This window comes from Salmonella sp. 2020_1395, from assembly GCF_043848115.1.
Classification (GTDB): domain Bacteria; phylum Pseudomonadota; class Gammaproteobacteria; order Enterobacterales; family Enterobacteriaceae; genus Salmonella; species Salmonella enterica.
Map to the genome: position 1 here is coordinate 1 of NZ_JBCMFH010000008.1, position 17,866 is coordinate 17,866.

Here is a 17,866-nt window from a genome sequence, read left to right on the forward strand (position 1 = left end):
GCTACGGCAACTTTGTCACCTACGACCCGCCGCTGACCCCGCTGACGGTGCTGCTGTGGGTGCTGCCGCTGGCCGCCATCGTGGCGGGCGGGTGGATAATCGTCGCCCGCACGCGCCGGCGGGTGCGCCTGCGCCGGGAGCCGCTGCCGGCGGACACTCCGGTTTGCGGCGCGCGCGCCGGGTGGGGCGTTTACGTGCCGGGCGTGGTTATTGCGCTGGTCGTGGCCGCCATCAGTTACTCACAGACCGGCAGCTATCAGCAGGTCAGGGCCTGGCAGCAGGCAACGGCGCAGACGCCGGGGCTGCTGGCGCGGGCGCTGGACCCGCAGGCGCAGCCGCTGAATGAAGAGGAGATGGCGCGGCTGGCGCTGGGGCTGCGTACCCGCCTGCAGAATGATGCCGGCAATGTTGAGGGCTGGCTCATGCTGGGGCGCACCGGTATGGTACTGGGTAATGCCGGTACCGCCACCGGGGCGTATGCGAACGCTTACCGTCTGGACCCGAAAAACAGCGATGCGGCGCTGGGCTACGCGGAGGCGCTGACGCGCTCGTCCGACCCGGAGGATAACCGCCGCGGCGGGGAGCTGCTGCGCCGGCTGGTGAGCCGTGACCACACGGATATCCGGGTGTTAAGCCTGTATGCGTTTAACGCCTTTGAGCAGCAGCGTTTCGGCGAGGCGGTGGCGGCCTGGGAGATGATGCTGAAACTGTTGCCGGCGGGTGACGCCCGGCGGGCGGTGATAGAGCGCAGTATCCGGCTGGCGCAGGAGAAATAAGACCCTGACGGCCCGGTGGCGTGGCGCCATCGGGCCTGGCTTGTTACTGCATTCCGCGTGTTTGTAAAAATAGAATGGTCGCCGCGACGCGCGAGCGCACGTTTAGCTTGCGAAGTAGATTACGAATGTGCACCTTAACCGTCTGCTCAGAAATATTCAGTACTGACGCAATCTGTTTGTTAGAAAGCCCCTGCGCCAGCTCATGCAAGACATCTAACTCTCGTTCGGTCAGGATACTAAAGGGATCTTCCTGCGCGCCAAACCGTTCGCGCTCACGCAAATATTCATTGACCCGATCGCTAAAGACTTTACCGCCGTTAGCGCCTTTGCGAATGGCCTCCAGCAGCACTTCCGGATCGCTATCTTTGAGCAGATAACCGTCGGCGCCGGCGTCGATCAGCGCGTAGATGTCGCTGGCGGAATCCGAGACGGTAAGAATAATAATTTGCGCCGTCACACCATCCCGGCGTAGCGCGTTCAGGGTATCTAACCCGCTCAGACCTTTCATATTCAGATCCAGCAGGATCAGATCGGGCTCAATGCGATTCGCCAGATCGATCGCACTCGCCCCGTCACCCGCTTCGGCAACGACATAAAAAGCCGGGTCCAGTTCCAGTAATTGACGAATACCTCGCCGCATAAGTGGATGGTCGTCCACAATAAGCACCTGAAAAGGTGTTACTTCAGGCATGCTATATCTCCTGAGTTTTATTAGAATGATTATTGTTTTCAGCGCGGAAATCGTCCAGATTTGCCACATTGTCAAGCGCGTAAATTTTACCCTAATTAGTGCATGGGTAAGTAGTAAAACCTGTGACAGGCGAGTCATTAGCTGAACGATAGAAAGGATAAAACAACCCGTTGTGAGAGAAAACAGAATACTCCCTGAAGTTGAATACTGGTCTGGACGCTTTTTTCGGACAATGTGACATAACAGAAGTGTGGCATATGTAGCTGCGCCCTTGCCCCCGTAAGTCCAGACTATCTTTACTGGCAGGAAATTCCTTATTAAAAGTCATAGCGTCTAAAGATTTTCATTATTAACAAATTATTTTAATTGAATTTATTTATGGTTTTATTAATGCCAATGAAATACATCTGAGCAGAACGAATAAACCGCGACATCTGTTAAATTAAATATTAAGTCAATAGCAGAGGTATTTTTATGCGATAAAGAGATTCTGACGATATTCTTATCATAAATGAAAATGTGGTCAGGAATGAGAGTCATTCACTTATAACTTATCCTGGATGTGCCTGAACAACACTCGCGGCGTTTTGAGCACCCGTTGGGGCGACTCAAGGGGAAAGCGTAGTGAGTATGTTTTGATTTCTGCACACAGTCCATGTCCAGCCTGTTTGCATCAAAAATGCTGGTTGGAGTAATTATGAAAATAATATTAATACTGGATGCTATATCAGCCGTTTCTGTGAGCGTAAGCGTGGCGTAGAAAATTTTAAATATGTTAGCCGGTTAAAAATAACTATTGACATTGAAATGGTGGTGGAGTGTATATGAAGAGAATATTTATATATATATTATTACCTTGTGCATTCGCATGTTCTGCTAATGATAATGTTTTTTTTGGCAAGGGCAACAAGCATCAGATCTCTTTTGCTGCGGGAGAAAGTATAAGAAGAGGAGGGGTTGAGCACTTATATACGGCATTTCTGACATACAGTGAACCCAGCGATTTTTTCTTTTTACAGGCAAGAAATAATCTGGAGTTAGGAGGATTTAAGGCTAAGGGTATCGATGATTGCAGTAAACATTCTGGCAGCGTTCCCTGCAATAAATATAACCAGGGCGTATTGGGTATCTCGAAGGATGTGGCGCTGGTTCATTTCGCTGGTATCTATACCGGTATTGGTCTGGGGGCTTATATAAAATCTAAGTCGCGAGATGATATGCGTGTCAATTCTGCATTTACCTTTGGAGAAAAAGCGTTTCTTGGCTGGAACTTTGGGGCTTTTTCTACAGAAGCTTATATCCGGCATTTTTCGAATGGATCACTCACGGATAAAAATTCAGGGCATAATTTTGTAGGTGCTTCAATTAGTTATAATTTCTGAAGTTGAATAACAATTAGCGAGTTGCTGGCTGAAGGAGTAATCATCACCGTCTACAAAAACGTGTTGTGACTAGCCGATCGTTATCGACCCTATGGCGACAGGGAGGCTAATTGTTAGTGACAAAGAAGTGGTAGGCCGTTTACCTTACCAGAACGTTTTATTATTGCTGCGACAGATTGCTTACTCATTTACCTGCCACTGCAAACATTTCTTCCAGCATAGGGTGTAGATGCGCTTTTTCTGTTTTAGTACAAACATGGTTTACGCCGATCAGCTCATGCAAAATCAGTTCATGCAAAATAACGCCTCTGGCATCAGCTAACTTTTTAATTGCAGGCATAAAAAAACCAGCCCTGAGAGGCTGGTTTTTAAGGGGAATTTTGGTCGGCACGAGAGGATTTGAACCTCCGACCCCCGACACCCCATGACGGTGCGCTACCAGGCTGCGCTACGTGCCGACTTGTGGGTGCTAATACTACCTCTTTCCAACTCGAATGCAAGGGAAAACGGTGCTAACTGATTTATAATTAATCAGTTAGCGATAAAACGTTTCTCTTCTGTTAGCACTTGCAGCAGCAGACTGAGCTGCGGCTTCTGATCTTTGATCTTCTCGCCGTGTAAGTCATAGGTCTGATAATGACCGTTATTATTGAGCACCAGGGTCATTTGCGGCGTCGTGATTGCCAGCGTACTGCCGTCTGCCGCCGTTACCCAGTTATGACGACGTGGAACGGTAAAGATGTCCTGGCCCTGTGAATATTCGTTCGCTGGCGTGCTGACATGTAACAGGCGTTGCATCAACGTGGTCATCACATCGGTATGATCGGTAAGCACGTTAATACGCTGCGCAGGCGTCCCCGGCCAGTGGATCACCAGCGGTACTTGCAGATGACCTTGCGACCAGTCGAAGCGATTTTCTTCCGGCGTCAACGGTATGCCGCGTCCTGCGGTAATGATCACGACGGTATTGTCGAATTTACCGGCCTCTCGCAGCGCGTTCAGAACCCGATTGATTTGCGCATCCACGTCGCTGGCGGCGCTGGCGTAACGCTTAACAAAATTCTTCTGATTACTGTCATCAATGTTAGTACCGTTAAACGATACCCATGAGAACCAGCGGTTATCTTCCTGTGCGTAGCGTCCAAGCCAGTCTATCCACTGGCTGGCCGTTTGCGCATCAGACTGCGTCTGCGCTGTCGGCATCGAGAAATCGGACAGTAATGCCTGACGGTAAAGCGGGCTGGCGAAGCCATCCGAAGAAAACAGTCCCAGTTGGTAGCCTTGCTGATTCAACGCGGTAATGAGCGCCGCAGGGGTTCTGGTGGATAACACGCCATCCATATAGCCTGGCGATATGCCATAGAACAGGCCGAAAATACCGTTATCAGTGGTATTCCCTGAACTCATATGACGGGTGAAGTCGATGTTTTGCTCGGCAAATGTAGCCAGCTCCGGCATCTGCTTCTCAAAGCGAGAATAGTTCAGGCCGTCTACGGTAATGAGCAGCACATTCTGACCGGTGCCCATATCGCGATAGTGCAAATTGCTGAGCGGGTACTGAACGGAGACCGCTTCCGGATTGCCTTGCTCTACCAGACGGCGCTGATATTCCTGCGCATCCAGCAGACCGTGTTTTTCAAGAAAACGTCGCGCCGTCATCGGATAAGAGAGCGGCAGGTTTGCCCGCTGCATGGTAATCGGCCGGTAAAAATTAGCGTCTGCCCAGATGTAGATAAGATGCGATGCGATAAAGGAGACGAAAAAGAATGCCGCAAGCGGCCTTGCGAAATGGCGACGGCGCGTGAGACTGCGCAGCTTTTGCCAACTCCATGTCGCAAATAGCATCTCAATCAATAAGATAACCGGCACGCTAATAAACATAAGCTGCCAGTCGCGCGCTATTTCGTTCTGGTCAGGGTTGATGACCAGCTCCCAGACAATGGGATTAAGATGCAGGTGAAAACGGGTAAAGACTTCGCTGTCGATAAGCAACAACGTCATACCCGCGGTCGCCAGAATGGCTGATAAAAACCGCATCAGCCGCTGGGACATCACGATAAACGTGAGCGGAAAAAGAATAAGCAAATAGGTGGCGAACACCAGAAAGCTAAAGTGCCCGACAATGCTCAGGTAGGAGTATATGCGACCCGCAAGCGTTGTCGGCCAGTCGGCGACAAACAGGTAACGGCTGCCGAGCAACGTAGCCAACAGTATATTGAACAGAGCGAACCAGTGCCCCCAGCTAACCATCTGGGAGACTTTTTCACGGTAGCGCTGACGATGAGTTACCATACCTGTCGCTTGTTTCTCCGGAGTCGGCTTTTTAGTGCGCGTTGTCTTCGCTAATCGAAGACTGCAAGGCGCGGGCAAAAGAGTTCGCAATCGCCTGGCGTTGAGCCGGCGCCACGCTGGTGTTGATAAGGTTGGTGACCATATTTCCCAGCACCATCAGGGAAAGATCGGTCGGCGCCTTATGTTTTTCCAGTACACTGAGCAGTTCGCTCAGCAGTTGTTCAACATGTTCATCACTATAGCGGGAGAGTTGTGGCATAAATCAAAATCTGTTTGTTCATGAAAGGGCAACATATTACCGTAGCAACAGTTTTTTTTCTGCATTTTTATCCCCTAAATCATTCGCGTTACGGATAACGCCTGAAATGACAGGGCGATTGCTTGCGTCTTCCGGCAGGCGGTGGTTGAATACCGCCCGGTCTTAAAGGAGAGTTTATCATGAGTCTGGATATCAACCAGATTGCCCTGCACCAGCTTATCAAGCGCGATGAGCAAAATCTTGAGCTGGTCTTGCGCGATTCATTGCTGGAGCCGACAACCACCGTTGTCGAGATGGTGGCTGAACTGCATCGGGTCTATAGCGCCAAGAATAAGGCGTATGGCCTGTTTAATGAAGAGAGTGAACTGGCGCAAGCGCTGCGGTTGCAACGTCAGGGGGAAGAAGATTTTCTTGCCTTTAGCCGGGCGGCGACCGGACGCCTGCGTGACGAACTGGCGAAATATCCCTTTGCGGACGGCGGCATTGTATTGTTCTGCCATTATCGTTACCTGGCGGTGGAGTATCTGCTGGTTACGGTACTGAACAACCTGAGTAGTATGCGGGTCAATGAAAATCTGGACATTAACCCGACGCATTATCTTGATATCAACCATGCGGATATCGTGGCGCGTATCGATCTTACCGAGTGGGAAACTAATCCGCAATCGACCCGCTATCTGACGTTCCTGAAAGGTCGGGTAGGGCGCAAGGTTGCTGACTTCTTTATGGATTTCCTCGGCGCCAGCGAAGGGTTGAACGCCAAAGCGCAGAATCGCGGCCTGTTGCAGGCAGTGGATGATTTCACCGCAGAAGCGCAGTTGGATAAAGCGGAACGTCAGAACGTGCGTCAGCAGGTGTACAGCTACTGCAACGAGCAGTTACAAGCCGGGGAAGAGATTGAGCTGGAATCGCTGTCTAAAGAGCTTTCCGGCGTCAGTGAAGTCAGCTTCAGCGAATTTACCGCCGAAAAAGGCTATGAGCTGGAAGAGAGCTTTCCGGCGGATCGCAGTACGCTGCGCCAGCTAACCAAATATGCCGGCAGCGGCGGTGGGTTAACGATTAACTTTGATGCGATGCTGCTGGGTGAGCGGATTTTCTGGGACCCGGCGACCGATACCCTGACTATCAAAGGGACGCCGCCGAATCTGCGCGACCAGTTGCAGCGACGCACGTCGGGCGGGAAATAAAGGCATACGACATAAAAGGACGCCGTAGTGAGTAAAGGAATACGTCAGAGGCCGCCTGTTAATTTCAGTTTATTTCGGCAGGTTTTGTATGCGCACATTGTCGCATTTTTGATGATGTTGATGCTCGGCATGGTGTTCACCGTTCTCTCGTTGGTACTGTTTTATACTTATGGCGCCAACTGGTTACTGAGCTTGTTCATATGCCCGCTGTTCTTGTTAAGTGGTTTATTCATTACTGGATTTGCTTTTAAATCAACCTGGTCCAGCATACGTTACTATTACGACAAGGGGCAGTTGAAACGGTATGGACTCAATCTTGATGCAACTTTGACGCATAAAGAGAAGGTGGAAATACGCATCGATAATGCAAAGCGTCAAGTGCGTGTAGATGAACTGGAGCTCCATGTCTTATTTGATTTTCAGTTTGATAGCAAGACATGGAGCTGCGGCGACTTACTGACCAATGAAAAGGTATTTGATGCGTTGAATGACGGGCAAACGATACCAATACGAATTTTGCCATGGAAACCGGAAAGTGCCAGCGTTCGTCAACGGGCATTATTCAATCGGCTTAAAGGTATGAATACCGCGGCGGAAACTACAGATCCTCGATTAGGGGAGGCGCTAATTGAATATGGCGAGGTGTAAGAAAGCAGAAAAGCAAAGTGGGTTCTCGTTGCTCTGCATGTCGTCAAATTCAATTAAACGCATAAAAAAACCCCGCCGGGGCGGGGTTTTTCTTCAACTTCCAGGCGATTACGCGCGAACGAAGTCGATGTGAGTCAGCTTCGGTTTGTAAGCGTGACGCTGTACAGCCTGAGCTTTAACTTTTACTTCTTTACCGTCAACAACGAGGGTCAGAACTTCGCTGTAGAATTCAGCTTTAGCTTGCATGTTCATCACCTGGTCGTGGTCCAGTTCGATAGCAATCGGGGCTTCAGAACCGCCGTAGATGATTGCCGGGAACTTGTTAGCGGCGCGCAGGCGGCGGCTCGCACCCTTACCCTGCTCTTTACGTACTTCTGCGTTGATAGTAAACATTTAAATCTCTCTTTAATAATTCCTGCTACAGGCGACCCAGCAACAGGTAAGTGATCTGCTTTGCGTATGCAAAGGCGGGCGGGATTCTATACTCAAATCGCCGTTACATCAATGAAAAGTACAATTAACCACGTAATTCGTGCGCCCGGCGGAAGCGGCCTTCATAGTCGAACACTTTTTCACGCACCTGCCAGTACTGGCCTTTCATCCGCGCGACCACAAAATCGGGATGCCGCAACAGCGCCTGCTGCGCGACAATATCCGCCGCCGTGATCCAGCGTAAAGGAACGCCGGGCGTGCGCGTATGCGGGCGAATAAATAGCTGTTCGAAAGCGGTACGCTGGGCGGGCGTGTGCAAGCGGAAGCGCTCACTGACATCCGCGCCGTCCTCGTCATAGTAAGTGATTTTCAGCCATTCGCCTTTCTCATCCTGCCCATGCTGCATCGTCATTCCGCTACAGCGCAGGACTAACGCATCCTTGAGCCTGAGCGCCGCTTTTAACATATCGTCCGGGTCGACCAGAATAGCGTCACATTCCCGGCAGCGTCGGGCGGCAATATCGTTTTCGGCATTACACTGCGGGCAGTTTTTGAAGCGAAAGCGAAAATCGCACTGCTCGCGATGGCCATCGTCATCGTCAAACCAGCCCTGGCAGCGACGGCCAAAGTGTTCAATCAGCGTGCCGTCGGCAGTGGTTTTCCCCCAGAAGGTGTTGGCAAAGCCGCAGGCCGGGCAAAATACCTGGACAGGAACGTTATCGCTTTTTCCCTTCGGGCTACCGACCTCCGGGGCATACAGGTCGTGCGGGTTGCCAGCGTAATCAAGAATCAGGCAATCGGTCTTTCCCGGCGCAAGGCGCAGACCACGCCCGACAATTTGTTGGTAAAGACTAACTGACTCCGTGGGACGTAGAATCGCGATGAGATCAACGTGTGGGGCGTCAAAGCCGGTGGTCAGCACCGAGACGTTAACCAGATAGCGAAAACGCTGCGCCTTGAAATTATCAATCAGCGCGTCGCGCTCGGGCCCTGGCGTATCGCCGGTAATCAGCGCCGCGTCGTCCACCGGAAGCAGACCGACAATCTCTTTCGCATGTTCGACCGTGGCGGCGAAAATCATCACGCCTTTGCGCGTTTGCGCAAATTCCATAATCTGGCTGATGATGTGCGGCGTAATCCGCTGCTGCTTTTTCAGCTCGCGGTTCAGGTCGGCTTCGCTGAACAGCCCATTGCTTTGGGCCTGCAGGCGGCTGAAATCGTATTGGACCACTGGCATATCAAGCCGCTCAGGCGGCGTCAGATAGCCGTGTTTAATCATATAGCGCAGCGGCAGTTCATAAATACAGTCGCGAAACAGAGCGTTGTCGTTGCCGCGCACCATACCGTGATAATGAAATTGATAAATCCAGCCTTTTCCGAGGCGGAAGGGCGTGGCGGTGAGCCCAAGCAGACGTAAGTGAGGATTAACTTTACTCAGGTGAGTGAGGATTTGCTGATACTGACTATCTTCATCGTCACCGATGCGGTGGCATTCATCGACAATCAACAGCGAAAACTCCTCCTGGAAGGCGTCAAGATTACGCGCCACCGATTGTACGCTGCCGAACACGACTTTGCCCTGACTCTCTTTACGTTTGAGTCCGGCGGCGAAAATATCCGCTTCCAGCCCCAGCGCGCAATATTTGGCGTGGTTCTGCGCGACCAGCTCTTTCACATGCGCCAGCACCAGTACCCGTCCGCGGGCGACGCGCGCCAGTTCGGCGATCACCAGGCTTTTACCTGCGCCGGTCGGCAGAACAATCACGGCGGGCGTACGGTGGCGGCGAAAGTGGCTGAGCGTGGCGTCTACGGCTTCTTGCTGGTAGGGGCGGAGTGTAAAAATCATGGTCTCACTACGTTAAACGGTTCCGGGAATAGTATGCCATGAATCATTTCCCTTGAGGGATATAGTTAGCCCGCTATACTGAGCGGATAGCAATTCCCTTTTTTCGGGTAGAATGCCCGATTTCCGTATTATTACAGGCTAAATCACACACATGCGACTTGATAAATTTATCGCTCAGCAGCTTGGCGTCAGCCGCGCTATTGCCGGGCGTGAAATTCGTGGTAACCGCGTTACCGTCGATGGCGACATCATTAAAAATGCGGCCTTCAAACTGCTCCCGGAACATGCGGTTGCGTATGACGGCAATCCCTTAGCGCAGCAACACGGGCCACGCTATTTTATGCTTAACAAGCCGCAGGGATACGTTTGTTCAACCGATGATCCCGATCATCCAACGGTACTGTATTTCCTGGATGAGCCGGTGGCGTATAAGCTGCATGCCGCAGGACGTCTGGATATCGATACTACCGGTCTGGTGTTAATGACAGATGACGGTCAGTGGTCGCACCGCATTACGTCGCCGCGCCATCACTGTGAAAAAACCTATCTGGTGACCCTGGAGTCGCCGGTGGCCGACGATACGGCAGCGCAATTTGCGAAAGGCGTGCAGTTGCATAATGAAAAAGATCTCACTAAACCCGCTACGCTGGAGGTGATAACGCCTGTGCAGGTCCGTCTGACCATCAGCGAAGGCCGTTATCATCAGGTGAAGCGGATGTTTGCCGCAGTAGGCAATCGCGTTGTGGAACTGCACCGCGAACGGATTGGCGCCATTACGCTGGATGAGAATCTGGCTCCCGGCGAGTACCGCCCGTTGACTGAAGAAGAAATCGCCAGCGTCGGCTAACTATCTCGTTAAATTCAGGAGTTCGATGTGACCACCCGGCAGCACTCTTCCTTTGCCATTGTCTTTATCCTTGGCCTGTTGGCCATGTTAATGCCGCTGTCGATTGATATGTATCTTCCAGCGCTGCCGGTGATTTCTGCGCAATTCGGCGTGCCTGCCGGTAGCGCGCAGATGACGCTCAGCACCTATATTCTGGGGTTTGCGCTGGGGCAGCTTATCTATGGACCGATGGCGGATAGCCTCGGGCGTAAGCCGGTCATCCTGGGCGGGACGCTGGTATTTGCCGCTGCGGCGGTCGCCTGTGCGTTGGCGCAGACTATCGATCAACTGATCGTGATGCGTTTTTTCCACGGTTTAGCGGCCGCGGCGGCAAGCGTCGTCATCAATGCGCTGATGCGGGATATTTATCCAAAGGAAGAGTTTTCGCGCATGATGTCATTTGTCATGCTGGTCACTACGATAGCTCCGTTAATGGCGCCCATTGTCGGCGGCTGGGTGTTGGTATGGTTAAGCTGGCACTATATCTTCTGGATACTGGCCATTGCGGCGATTCTGGCGTCAGTCATGATCTTTGCTTTGATTAAAGAGACGCTGCCCGTTGAGCGGCGTCAGCCTTTTCATATTCGTACCACAATAGGTAACTTTGCGGCGTTGTTTCGCCACAAACGCGTACTGAGCTATATGCTGGCGAGCGGGTTTAGTTTTGCCGGTATGTTCTCTTTTCTGAGCGCGGGGCCGTTTGTCTATATCGAAATTAATCATGTTCCGCCGCAGGATTTCGGCTACTACTTCGCGTTGAACATCGTATTTCTGTTTGTGATGACGATTATCAACAGCCGTTTTGTCAGACGGGTAGGGGCGCTAAACATGTTTCGGGCCGGGCTATGGATTCAGTTTGCGATGGCGGTGTGGATGGTTTTCAGCGCGCTGATGGGCATTGGATTCTGGGCGCTGGTGGTCGGCGTTGCGGCGTTTGTCGGCTGTGTGTCGATGGTTTCGTCCAATGCGATGGCGGTCATTTTGGATGAGTTTCCGCATATGGCCGGAACGGCGTCTTCGTTGGCGGGCACTTTCCGCTTTGGTATTGGCGCTATCGTCGGCGCGTTGCTGTCGCTGGCTACCTTTACCAGTGCGTGGCCGATGATTTGGTCGATTGCGATTTGCGCCGCCTGTTCCATTCTGTTTTATCTCTACGCCAGCCGTCCCAAAAAACGGTGACGGGCGCGCTGTCCCTCAATGGCGCCGAAGAATGCGCAGGCGGCGTTGGGGGACGCTATCCGCTACACGATGGCAAAGCCAAACGACTTTCATAGTTGATGTATATCAATTACCAATTCATCATTTTCCTCCTTTATGTTTATTTTATGTAAAATCCATTTATGTAAAAAGTCACATCATTGTAGTTAAAAAGGTTGAGTTAGATCGCAGAAACGGGTACATATAGCCCGCCGCTATCTCCGCGTCGGTAAAACTATTTTAACTCCCGCTTGCGGTAGAGCCACTGACGGAGAGAAGGGCGTTAGCAATCTGTTTAAGGACGGGTTGTCAATGATGTGTTAATATAAATGTAAGTAAATTGTGAAGTAATTGTGCTTCCGGGGAAAGAAAGTGAATACATTACAGCTCTCAATTGTTCACCGTCTGCCGCAAAACTATCGCTGGTCGGCGGGTTTTGCGGGGTCAAAGGTTGAACCGATTCCGCAAAACGGGCAGAGCACCGAGAATAGTCTGGTGGCGCTTAAACTGTTGAGTCCGGCAGGCGATAGCGCGTGGTCAGTGATGCATAAGCTCAGCCAGGCGCTAAGCGATATTGAAGTTCCTTGCTCCGTGCTGGAGTGCGAAGGGGAGCCATGCCTGTTCGTTAATCGTCAGGATGAGTTTGCCGCCACCTGTCGGCTGAAAAATTTCGGCGTGGCGATAGCGGAACCTTTTTCTAACAATAATCCTTTTTAGGCGTCAGCTTAACGCGAGTAGCTGACGCGTATAGGCCTGTTGCGGTGCGGTAAACACGCGCTCGCATTGCCCCTGTTCAACCACCTCCCCCTGCCGCAGCACGATAACCTGATGGCACAGCGCGCGTACTACATGCAGATCGTGGCTAATGAAGATATAGGCCAGACGGTGCTTTTGCTGGAGCGATTTCAGGAGGGCAAGAATCTGCGCCTGAACGGTTTTATCCAGCGATGAGGTCGGTTCATCCAGAATAATAAGCGACGGTTTTAAAATCAGCGCCCTGGCGACGGCGATACGTTGACGCTGGCCGCCGGAAAACTCAGCGGGGTAACGATGCCGCGTTTCCGGGTCCAGGCCGACTTCCATCATGACCGCTTTCACCTGCTGTTCGCGCTGCGCGCCTGAAAGCGTAGGCTGGTGGACGCGCAGGCCTTCTTCGATAATTTGCAACACGTTTAAACGCGGGTTTAGCGATGAGTTCGGATCCTGGAATACGACCTGGATACGGTGGCGAACAGGTAAAAGCTGGCGGCGGTTTAACGTATCCAGCGATTGACCGTCAAATACGATGCGGCCTTCGGAGCGGATAAGCCGTAACAGCGCCAGACCGGTGGTGCTTTTTCCCGATCCTGACTCGCCGACCAGACCCAGCGTTTCGCCTGGATGCAGGGTGAAACTGATATTGTTAACCACCACATTATGATCCACGACGCGCTTCAGAATGCCTTTGCGGATCGGGAAGGCGACGCGCAGCCTGTCCACTTCCAGCAACGGCGTCTGCCCGGCGGGGAGCGGAACCGGATCGCCTGTGGGTTCGCTGTTGAGTAGTTTTTGCGTGTACGGATGGGTCGGCGCGGAGAGCAGCGTGTCGGCGCGTTGGTTCTCTACGCACTTGCCGTGTTGCATTACCGCCACTGAATCCGCCAGTTTTTTTACAATGCTGAGGTTATGGGTGATAAACAGCAATCCCATATTGAGCTCGCGCTGGAGTTCCCGCAGTAGAGATAAAATCTGCGCCTGTACGGAGACGTCGAGGGCGGTGGTCGGCTCATCGGCGATCAGTAATTCCGGCCGTGTTAACAGCGCCATGGCTATCATGACGCGCTGGCGTTCGCCGCCGGAAAGCTGATGCGGATAATCGCGCAGACGCTGGCTCGCCTGGCGGATACCGACCCGATCCAGACAACCGATCATCTCCGCCCTTGCCGCCTCCCGACGCATTCCCCGATGGAGCGACAGCACTTCATAGAGCTGTTTTTCCAGCGTATGCAGCGGGTTAAGTGAAACCATCGGTTCCTGAAAAATCATGGCGATTTTATTGCCGCGCACGCCGCGTAGCGTCTGCTCGCTGGCATGAAGCAATGATTCGCCGTGAAAGCGAATATCGCCGGAGAGGTAGACGGCGGGAGGGGTAGGCAAAAGACGCAGAATGGAAAGCGCCGTCACGCTTTTTCCTGACCCGGACTCGCCGACCAGCGCCAGCGTTTCCCCGGCGTTCACCTGTAACGAAATGGCGTTAACGACAGGGCGCACGTGCTGTTGCTGACGGAAACCTACCGATAAATTTTCAATCGCAAGCAATGGAGATGTCATCTTATACCGCCTTAGCAGGATCAAAGGCGTCGCGTACCGCTTCGCCGATAAAAATCAGCAGCGATAGCAGAATGGCGACAGACAGAAAGGCGGTGATCCCCAGCCAGGGAGCCTGTAAGTTGTTTTTCCCCTGTAAAAGAAGTTCGCCGAGAGAAGGGGAGCCAAGCGGCAGACCAAATCCCAGAAAATCCAGCGACGTCAGGGTGGTGATGGAGCTACATAAAATGAACGGTAAAAATGTCAGGGTAGCGACCATCGCATTAGGCAACATATGGCGCAGGATAATGTCACGATCGCTGACGCCAAGCGCCTGCGCGGCGCGGATATAGTCAAAATTGCGGGTCCGTAAAAACTCGGCGCGCACCACGCCCACCAGACTCATCCAGCCAAACAGTACGGTTATGGCCAGCAGCCACCAGAAGTTAGGCTGCACTACGCTGGAAAGTAAAATAATCAGAAACAGGGTCGGCATCCCCGACCAGACTTCGATGAGACGTTGCCCCCATAAATCGACTTTGCCGCCATAATAGCCCTGTAGCGCGCCCGCCAGTACGCCCATGACGCTGGAGCAAATTGTTAACATCAGGCCGAATAAAATAGAAATGCGGGTGCCGTACAGGATGCGGGCGAAAACGTCGCCGCCATTCGCATCGGTGCCCAGCCAGTTTTTCGCCGAAGGCGGGGAGGGGAAAGGCTGCGTGGTGGCAAAATTAATGGTATTGGCGCCAAAGCGTACGGGGGCCCACAACACCCAGCCCCGATTCTCAAGCTGCCGTTGTAGCCAGGGGTCCTGATAATCTGCCGTTGTCGCCAGCGGGCCGCCGAAATCGCGCTCGCTGTAATTTTTTACCAGCGGAAAATACCACTGGCCTTCATAGCGCACCAGCAATGGCTTATCGTTAGCAATCAGTTCCGCACATAAGCTCAGGCTGAACATGACCAGGAAAATCCATAGTGACCAATAGCCCCGGCGATTATGGCGGAAACGCGCCCAGCGGGCCTGATTGACCGGGCTTAATCGCGGCATTATCGTCCCTCAAAATCAATGCGTGGATCGACCAGCGTATAGCTGATATCGCTCAGGATATTCAGTAATAAGCCAATCAGGGTAAAGATATAAAGCGTGCCGAACATCACCGGATAGTCGCGCGAAACGGTTGCTTCATAACCCAGCAGCCCCAGGCCGTTGAGCGAGAACATGACTTCAATTAGCAACGAGCCGGTGAAAAACATACTGATAAAAGTGGCGGGAAACCCGGCGATCACCAGCAGCATGGCGTTACGAAAAACATGTTTCCAGAGAATGTTTTTTTCACTCACGCCTTTAGCGCGAGCGGTAACGACATACTGTTTACGCACCTCGTCGAGAAACGAATTTTTCGTCAGCATCGTCAGGGCGGCAAAACCGCCGATGACGGTCGCCAACACCGGTAGCGTAATATGCCACAAATAATCGGTGATTTTCTGGTACCACGGTAACGTGTCAAAGTTGGCGGAGACCAGGCCACGTAGCGGAAAGATATCGTAGTAGCTGCCGCCGGCAAAAAAGACGATTAATAAAATAGCGAACAGAAAGGCGGGGATCGCATAACCAATAATGATAAACGCGCTGCTCCACACATCAAAGCGACTGCCGTTATGGACGGCTTTGCGGATCCCCAGCGGGATAGACACCAGGTAAATAATCAGCGTGCTCCATAATCCCAGGGTAATGGAGACGGGAAGGCTGTCTTTGATTAGCGTCAGTACGGATGCGCTGCGAAACAGACTGTCGCCGAAGTCAAAAGAGAGATAGTCCCGTAGCATCTTGAAATAACGCTCATGCAGCGGTTTGTCGAAGCCGTAGCGATGGGTGATCTCCGCGATCACCTCCGGATCGAGTCCCCGGCCGCCGCGATAATGGCTGTCGCTGATATTGCCGACGCCGGTTTGCGCATGACTGGCGCGAACGCCTTCGCCGCTGGCGCCGGGCAACGCGCCGCCCTGACCAAATTCAATCGCGGCAATAGCCTGATCGACAGGGCCGCCGGGAGCGATCTGCACGATAAAAAAGTTAATGGTAATAATGGCCCATAGCGTGGGGATCACCAGTAACAGACGGCGGATGAGATAGGCACCCATTGATTCTTACTACCTCCTGGCTGCCGGTAGCTTGGCGGCTTTGTTGACATCATACCACCAAGTATCTAACCCGATGGTATATACCGGGCGAATCGCCGGATGGGAGAATTTATCCCACCAGGCGAGCCTGTCTTGCGCCATATACCACATCGGCAGCATGTAATAGTTCCAGGTCAGCACGCGATCCAGCGCCCGTCCCAGCGGCACCAGTTTCGCTTTATCACCCTGCGCTGCGATAATTTGCGCGATCAGTTTATCCACCACCGAGCTTTGTACGCCGGGAGCGTTATAACTGGAGTCAATGTATTCCGACGCCCATGAGATTTGTAGATCGGAGCTGGGCCAGGGCATCGCCCGCCATAGCCTCGGCATCATGTCATAGTCGCGGCTGCGCATCCGGTTGGTGAGCTGAGAATTATCAACCTGACGGATAGTCATCGTAATGCCCAGACGCTGAAGATTATGCTGGAAGGGCAGAACCCACTGGCTATTACTGCTGGCAGGAAGGAGAAGTTCAAACGTCAGAGGCTTACCGGTGACGCTATTGACCCGTTGCTGTCCGTTGATCACCCATCCGGCCTGCGTCAACAAGGCGTCAGCTTTAAGAAGATTTTCGCGATCGTAGCCGTCGCCGTTAGAGACCGGCGGCTGATAGATCTGAGTGAAGACTTCAGGAGGAAGATCTTTTTTCATCGGCGCGAGTAATACCAGCTCATCGGCGTCAGGGTAATTTCTGGCGGCGTACTCGGTATTCTGGAAGTAACTGTTGGTTCGGCTCCAGGCATTATAGAACAGCGCTTTATTCATCCACTCAAAATCGAAGGCCAGGGTGACAGCTTCACGTACCCGCCGGTCTTTAAATACCGGGCGCTGAATATTAAAGGCCAGCCAGCGTGTGTCCTGCGCCGACTCGTTTTTCTGTTCTTCTTTAATGATGTAATGATTATCGAAATTTTTACCGATATAGCGCGTTGCCCAGTTTTTAGCGTCGTTTTCCAGCCGTAGATCAAATGCGCCCGCTTTAAACGCCTCGAAAGCGACATTGTCATCAAGGTAGTAATCGTAGCGGATAGTGTCGAGGTTAAAACGTCCACGATTGACCGGCAGATTAGCCGCCCAGTAGTTTTTGACGCGTGAATAGACAATGTACTGGCCCATTTTCCACTGAGTAATCCGGTATGGGCCGCTGGCTAAGGGCGGCGTTGAAAGCGGATCGCTGAGCTTGTGATTTTTCCAGAATTTTTCGGGCATGATCGGTAATGAAAACAGACTAAGCATGTCTTCTTTACCAGGCTTCGCCAGCTCAATTCGCACGGTTAAAGGCGCAATCGCCTTCACGGTAGTACCTTTATAGACCAGACGGAACTGCGGTACGCCTTCGGTCATAAACTTATGAAAGGTAAAGGCTACATCGCGGGCGGTAATGGGCGTGCCATCGTGAAAACGAGCGCGGGGATTAATCGAGATTTCCACCCAGGAATAGTCGGCGGCATAGCGGGCATGGTCGGCAATCAGCGGATAATAGCTTCCGGGTTCATCATCCGAGGTGGTAAAAAGCGTATCGTAAAGGGCTTCGGTACGTACGCCGGGATTGCCGCGCAGCGAATAGCGATTGAAATTATCGAACGTACCAATGGCGGAAAGCGTCATCTGACCGCCTTTCGGCGCAGCAGGATTCACATAATCAAAGTGATCAAAGTTAAAAGCATACTTAGGTTCGCCGAGTACGGCGAAAGCGTAGCTTTCTTTGATTTCCTGGGCCTGGGCGCCAGCGCTAACCAGTGCGACAAGCAGAAGCATTACGCGCGCAATCATCTGAAGGCGGTTTCCTTATCGTAT

17 protein-coding genes, 1 tRNA gene and 1 pseudogene are annotated in these 17,866 nt (G+C 52.3%); 7 read left to right on the top strand and 12 right to left on the bottom strand.

Annotation, left to right across the window (positions count from 1 at the left end; translation table 11 throughout):
- Positions 1-776, top strand: a 776-nt coding sequence (locus tag ACH0WD_RS14165; RefSeq protein WP_109183567.1) for a cytochrome c-type biogenesis protein CcmH, incomplete at its 5' end; no start/stop codon positions are given.
- Positions 777-819: 43 nt separating this feature from the next.
- On the opposite strand, the gene narP is transcribed toward ACH0WD_RS14165, so the two are convergent.
- Positions 820-1,467, bottom strand: a complete 648-nt coding sequence (gene narP, locus ACH0WD_RS14170; RefSeq protein ID WP_001115500.1) for a nitrate/nitrite response regulator protein NarP — start codon at positions 1,465-1,467, stop codon at positions 820-822.
- Positions 1,468-2,285: 818 nt separating this feature from the next.
- Between narP and pagL the strand changes: the two genes are divergently transcribed.
- Positions 2,286-2,849 carry a lipid A 3-O-deacylase PagL gene (gene pagL, locus ACH0WD_RS14175; RefSeq protein ID WP_000281870.1) on the top strand — a complete coding sequence of 188 codons (564 nt, stop codon included), beginning with the start codon at positions 2,286-2,288 and terminating at the stop codon, positions 2,847-2,849.
- A gap of 184 nt (positions 2,850-3,033) precedes the next feature.
- On the opposite strand, the gene ACH0WD_RS14180 is transcribed toward pagL, so the two are convergent.
- The 5 genes and pseudogenes from ACH0WD_RS14180 to ACH0WD_RS14200 all read right to left on the bottom strand — a co-directional run bounded on the left by ACH0WD_RS14180 (position 3,034) and on the right by ACH0WD_RS14200 (position 5,400).
- Positions 3,034-3,189, bottom strand: coding sequence for a hypothetical protein (locus ACH0WD_RS14180; RefSeq protein ID WP_001110926.1), 156 nt, complete (start codon positions 3,187-3,189; stop codon positions 3,034-3,036).
- A pseudogene (locus ACH0WD_RS14185) lies at positions 3,183-3,275 on the bottom strand (hypothetical protein); the annotation flags it as partial. The pseudogene ACH0WD_RS14185 and the gene ACH0WD_RS14180, both read right to left, overlap by 7 nt.
- Positions 3,231-3,307, bottom strand: a tRNA-Pro gene (locus tag ACH0WD_RS14190). The pseudogene ACH0WD_RS14185 and the gene ACH0WD_RS14190, both read right to left, overlap by 45 nt.
- 73 nt (positions 3,308-3,380) lie before the next feature.
- Complete coding sequence (yejM, locus tag ACH0WD_RS14195) at positions 3,381-5,141, bottom strand: LPS biosynthesis-modulating metalloenzyme YejM (protein ID WP_000256147.1); 1,761 nt, start codon at positions 5,139-5,141, stop codon at positions 3,381-3,383.
- A gap of 31 nt (positions 5,142-5,172) precedes the next feature.
- Entirely contained in the window at positions 5,173-5,400 is a 228-nt protein-coding gene (locus ACH0WD_RS14200) for a YejL family protein (protein ID WP_001135904.1), read from the bottom strand.
- 179 nt (positions 5,401-5,579) lie between these two features.
- Between ACH0WD_RS14200 and yejK the strand changes: the two genes are divergently transcribed.
- Both yejK and ACH0WD_RS14210 read left to right on the top strand, forming a co-directional pair.
- On the top strand, positions 5,580-6,587 hold the full coding sequence (gene yejK, locus ACH0WD_RS14205) for a nucleoid-associated protein YejK (RefSeq protein ID WP_000050806.1): 1,008 nt from the start codon (positions 5,580-5,582) through the stop codon (positions 6,585-6,587).
- 27 nt (positions 6,588-6,614) lie between these two features.
- Positions 6,615-7,235, top strand: a complete 621-nt coding sequence (locus ACH0WD_RS14210; protein WP_000033435.1) for a hypothetical protein — start codon at positions 6,615-6,617, stop codon at positions 7,233-7,235.
- A gap of 108 nt (positions 7,236-7,343) precedes the next feature.
- Here the strand turns inward: ACH0WD_RS14210 and rplY are convergent, their stop codons facing one another.
- Complete coding sequence (rplY, locus tag ACH0WD_RS14215) at positions 7,344-7,628, bottom strand: 50S ribosomal protein L25 (RefSeq protein ID WP_000494192.1); 285 nt, start codon at positions 7,626-7,628, stop codon at positions 7,344-7,346.
- A 124-nt stretch (positions 7,629-7,752) separates the two neighbouring features.
- Positions 7,753-9,513 (bottom strand): DEAD/DEAH box helicase, encoded by a 1,761-nt coding sequence (locus tag ACH0WD_RS14220; RefSeq protein WP_000578126.1) that lies wholly within the window; start codon positions 9,511-9,513, stop codon positions 7,753-7,755.
- Positions 9,514-9,664: 151 nt separating this feature from the next.
- On the opposite strand from ACH0WD_RS14220, the gene rsuA reads away from it, so the two are divergent.
- The 3 genes from rsuA to ACH0WD_RS14235 all read left to right on the top strand — a co-directional run bounded on the left by rsuA (position 9,665) and on the right by ACH0WD_RS14235 (position 12,313).
- On the top strand, positions 9,665-10,360 hold the full coding sequence (gene rsuA / locus ACH0WD_RS14225) for a 16S rRNA pseudouridine(516) synthase RsuA (RefSeq protein ID WP_001234836.1): 696 nt from the start codon (positions 9,665-9,667) through the stop codon (positions 10,358-10,360).
- A 27-nt stretch (positions 10,361-10,387) separates the two neighbouring features.
- Positions 10,388-11,578, top strand: a complete 1,191-nt coding sequence (locus ACH0WD_RS14230; protein WP_000213348.1) for a Bcr/CflA family multidrug efflux MFS transporter — start codon at positions 10,388-10,390, stop codon at positions 11,576-11,578.
- Between the two features lie 390 nt (positions 11,579-11,968).
- Positions 11,969-12,313 carry a YejG family protein gene (locus tag ACH0WD_RS14235; protein ID WP_001094639.1) on the top strand — a complete coding sequence of 115 codons (345 nt, stop codon included), beginning with the start codon at positions 11,969-11,971 and terminating at the stop codon, positions 12,311-12,313.
- Positions 12,314-12,316: 3 nt separating this feature from the next.
- Here the strand turns inward: ACH0WD_RS14235 and yejF are convergent, their stop codons facing one another.
- Genes yejF through ACH0WD_RS14255 form a run of 4 tightly spaced genes read right to left on the bottom strand, consistent with a single transcriptional unit; the run spans position 12,317 to position 17,842 of the window.
- On the bottom strand, positions 12,317-13,906 hold the full coding sequence (gene yejF / locus ACH0WD_RS14240; protein ID WP_000203619.1) for a microcin C ABC transporter ATP-binding protein YejF: 1,590 nt from the start codon (positions 13,904-13,906) through the stop codon (positions 12,317-12,319).
- Between the two features lies 1 nt (position 13,907).
- On the bottom strand, positions 13,908-14,933 hold the full coding sequence (locus ACH0WD_RS14245; RefSeq protein ID WP_001137754.1) for an ABC transporter permease: 1,026 nt from the start codon (positions 14,931-14,933) through the stop codon (positions 13,908-13,910).
- Positions 14,933-16,027 (bottom strand): microcin C ABC transporter permease YejB, encoded by a 1,095-nt coding sequence (locus tag ACH0WD_RS14250; RefSeq protein WP_000501623.1) that lies wholly within the window; start codon positions 16,025-16,027, stop codon positions 14,933-14,935. Before ACH0WD_RS14250 ends, ACH0WD_RS14245 begins: the two co-directional genes overlap by 1 nt.
- 9 nt (positions 16,028-16,036) lie before the next feature.
- Entirely contained in the window at positions 16,037-17,842 is a 1,806-nt protein-coding gene (locus ACH0WD_RS14255) for an extracellular solute-binding protein (protein WP_000561743.1), read from the bottom strand.
- Between the last annotated feature and the right edge of the window lie 24 nt (positions 17,843-17,866).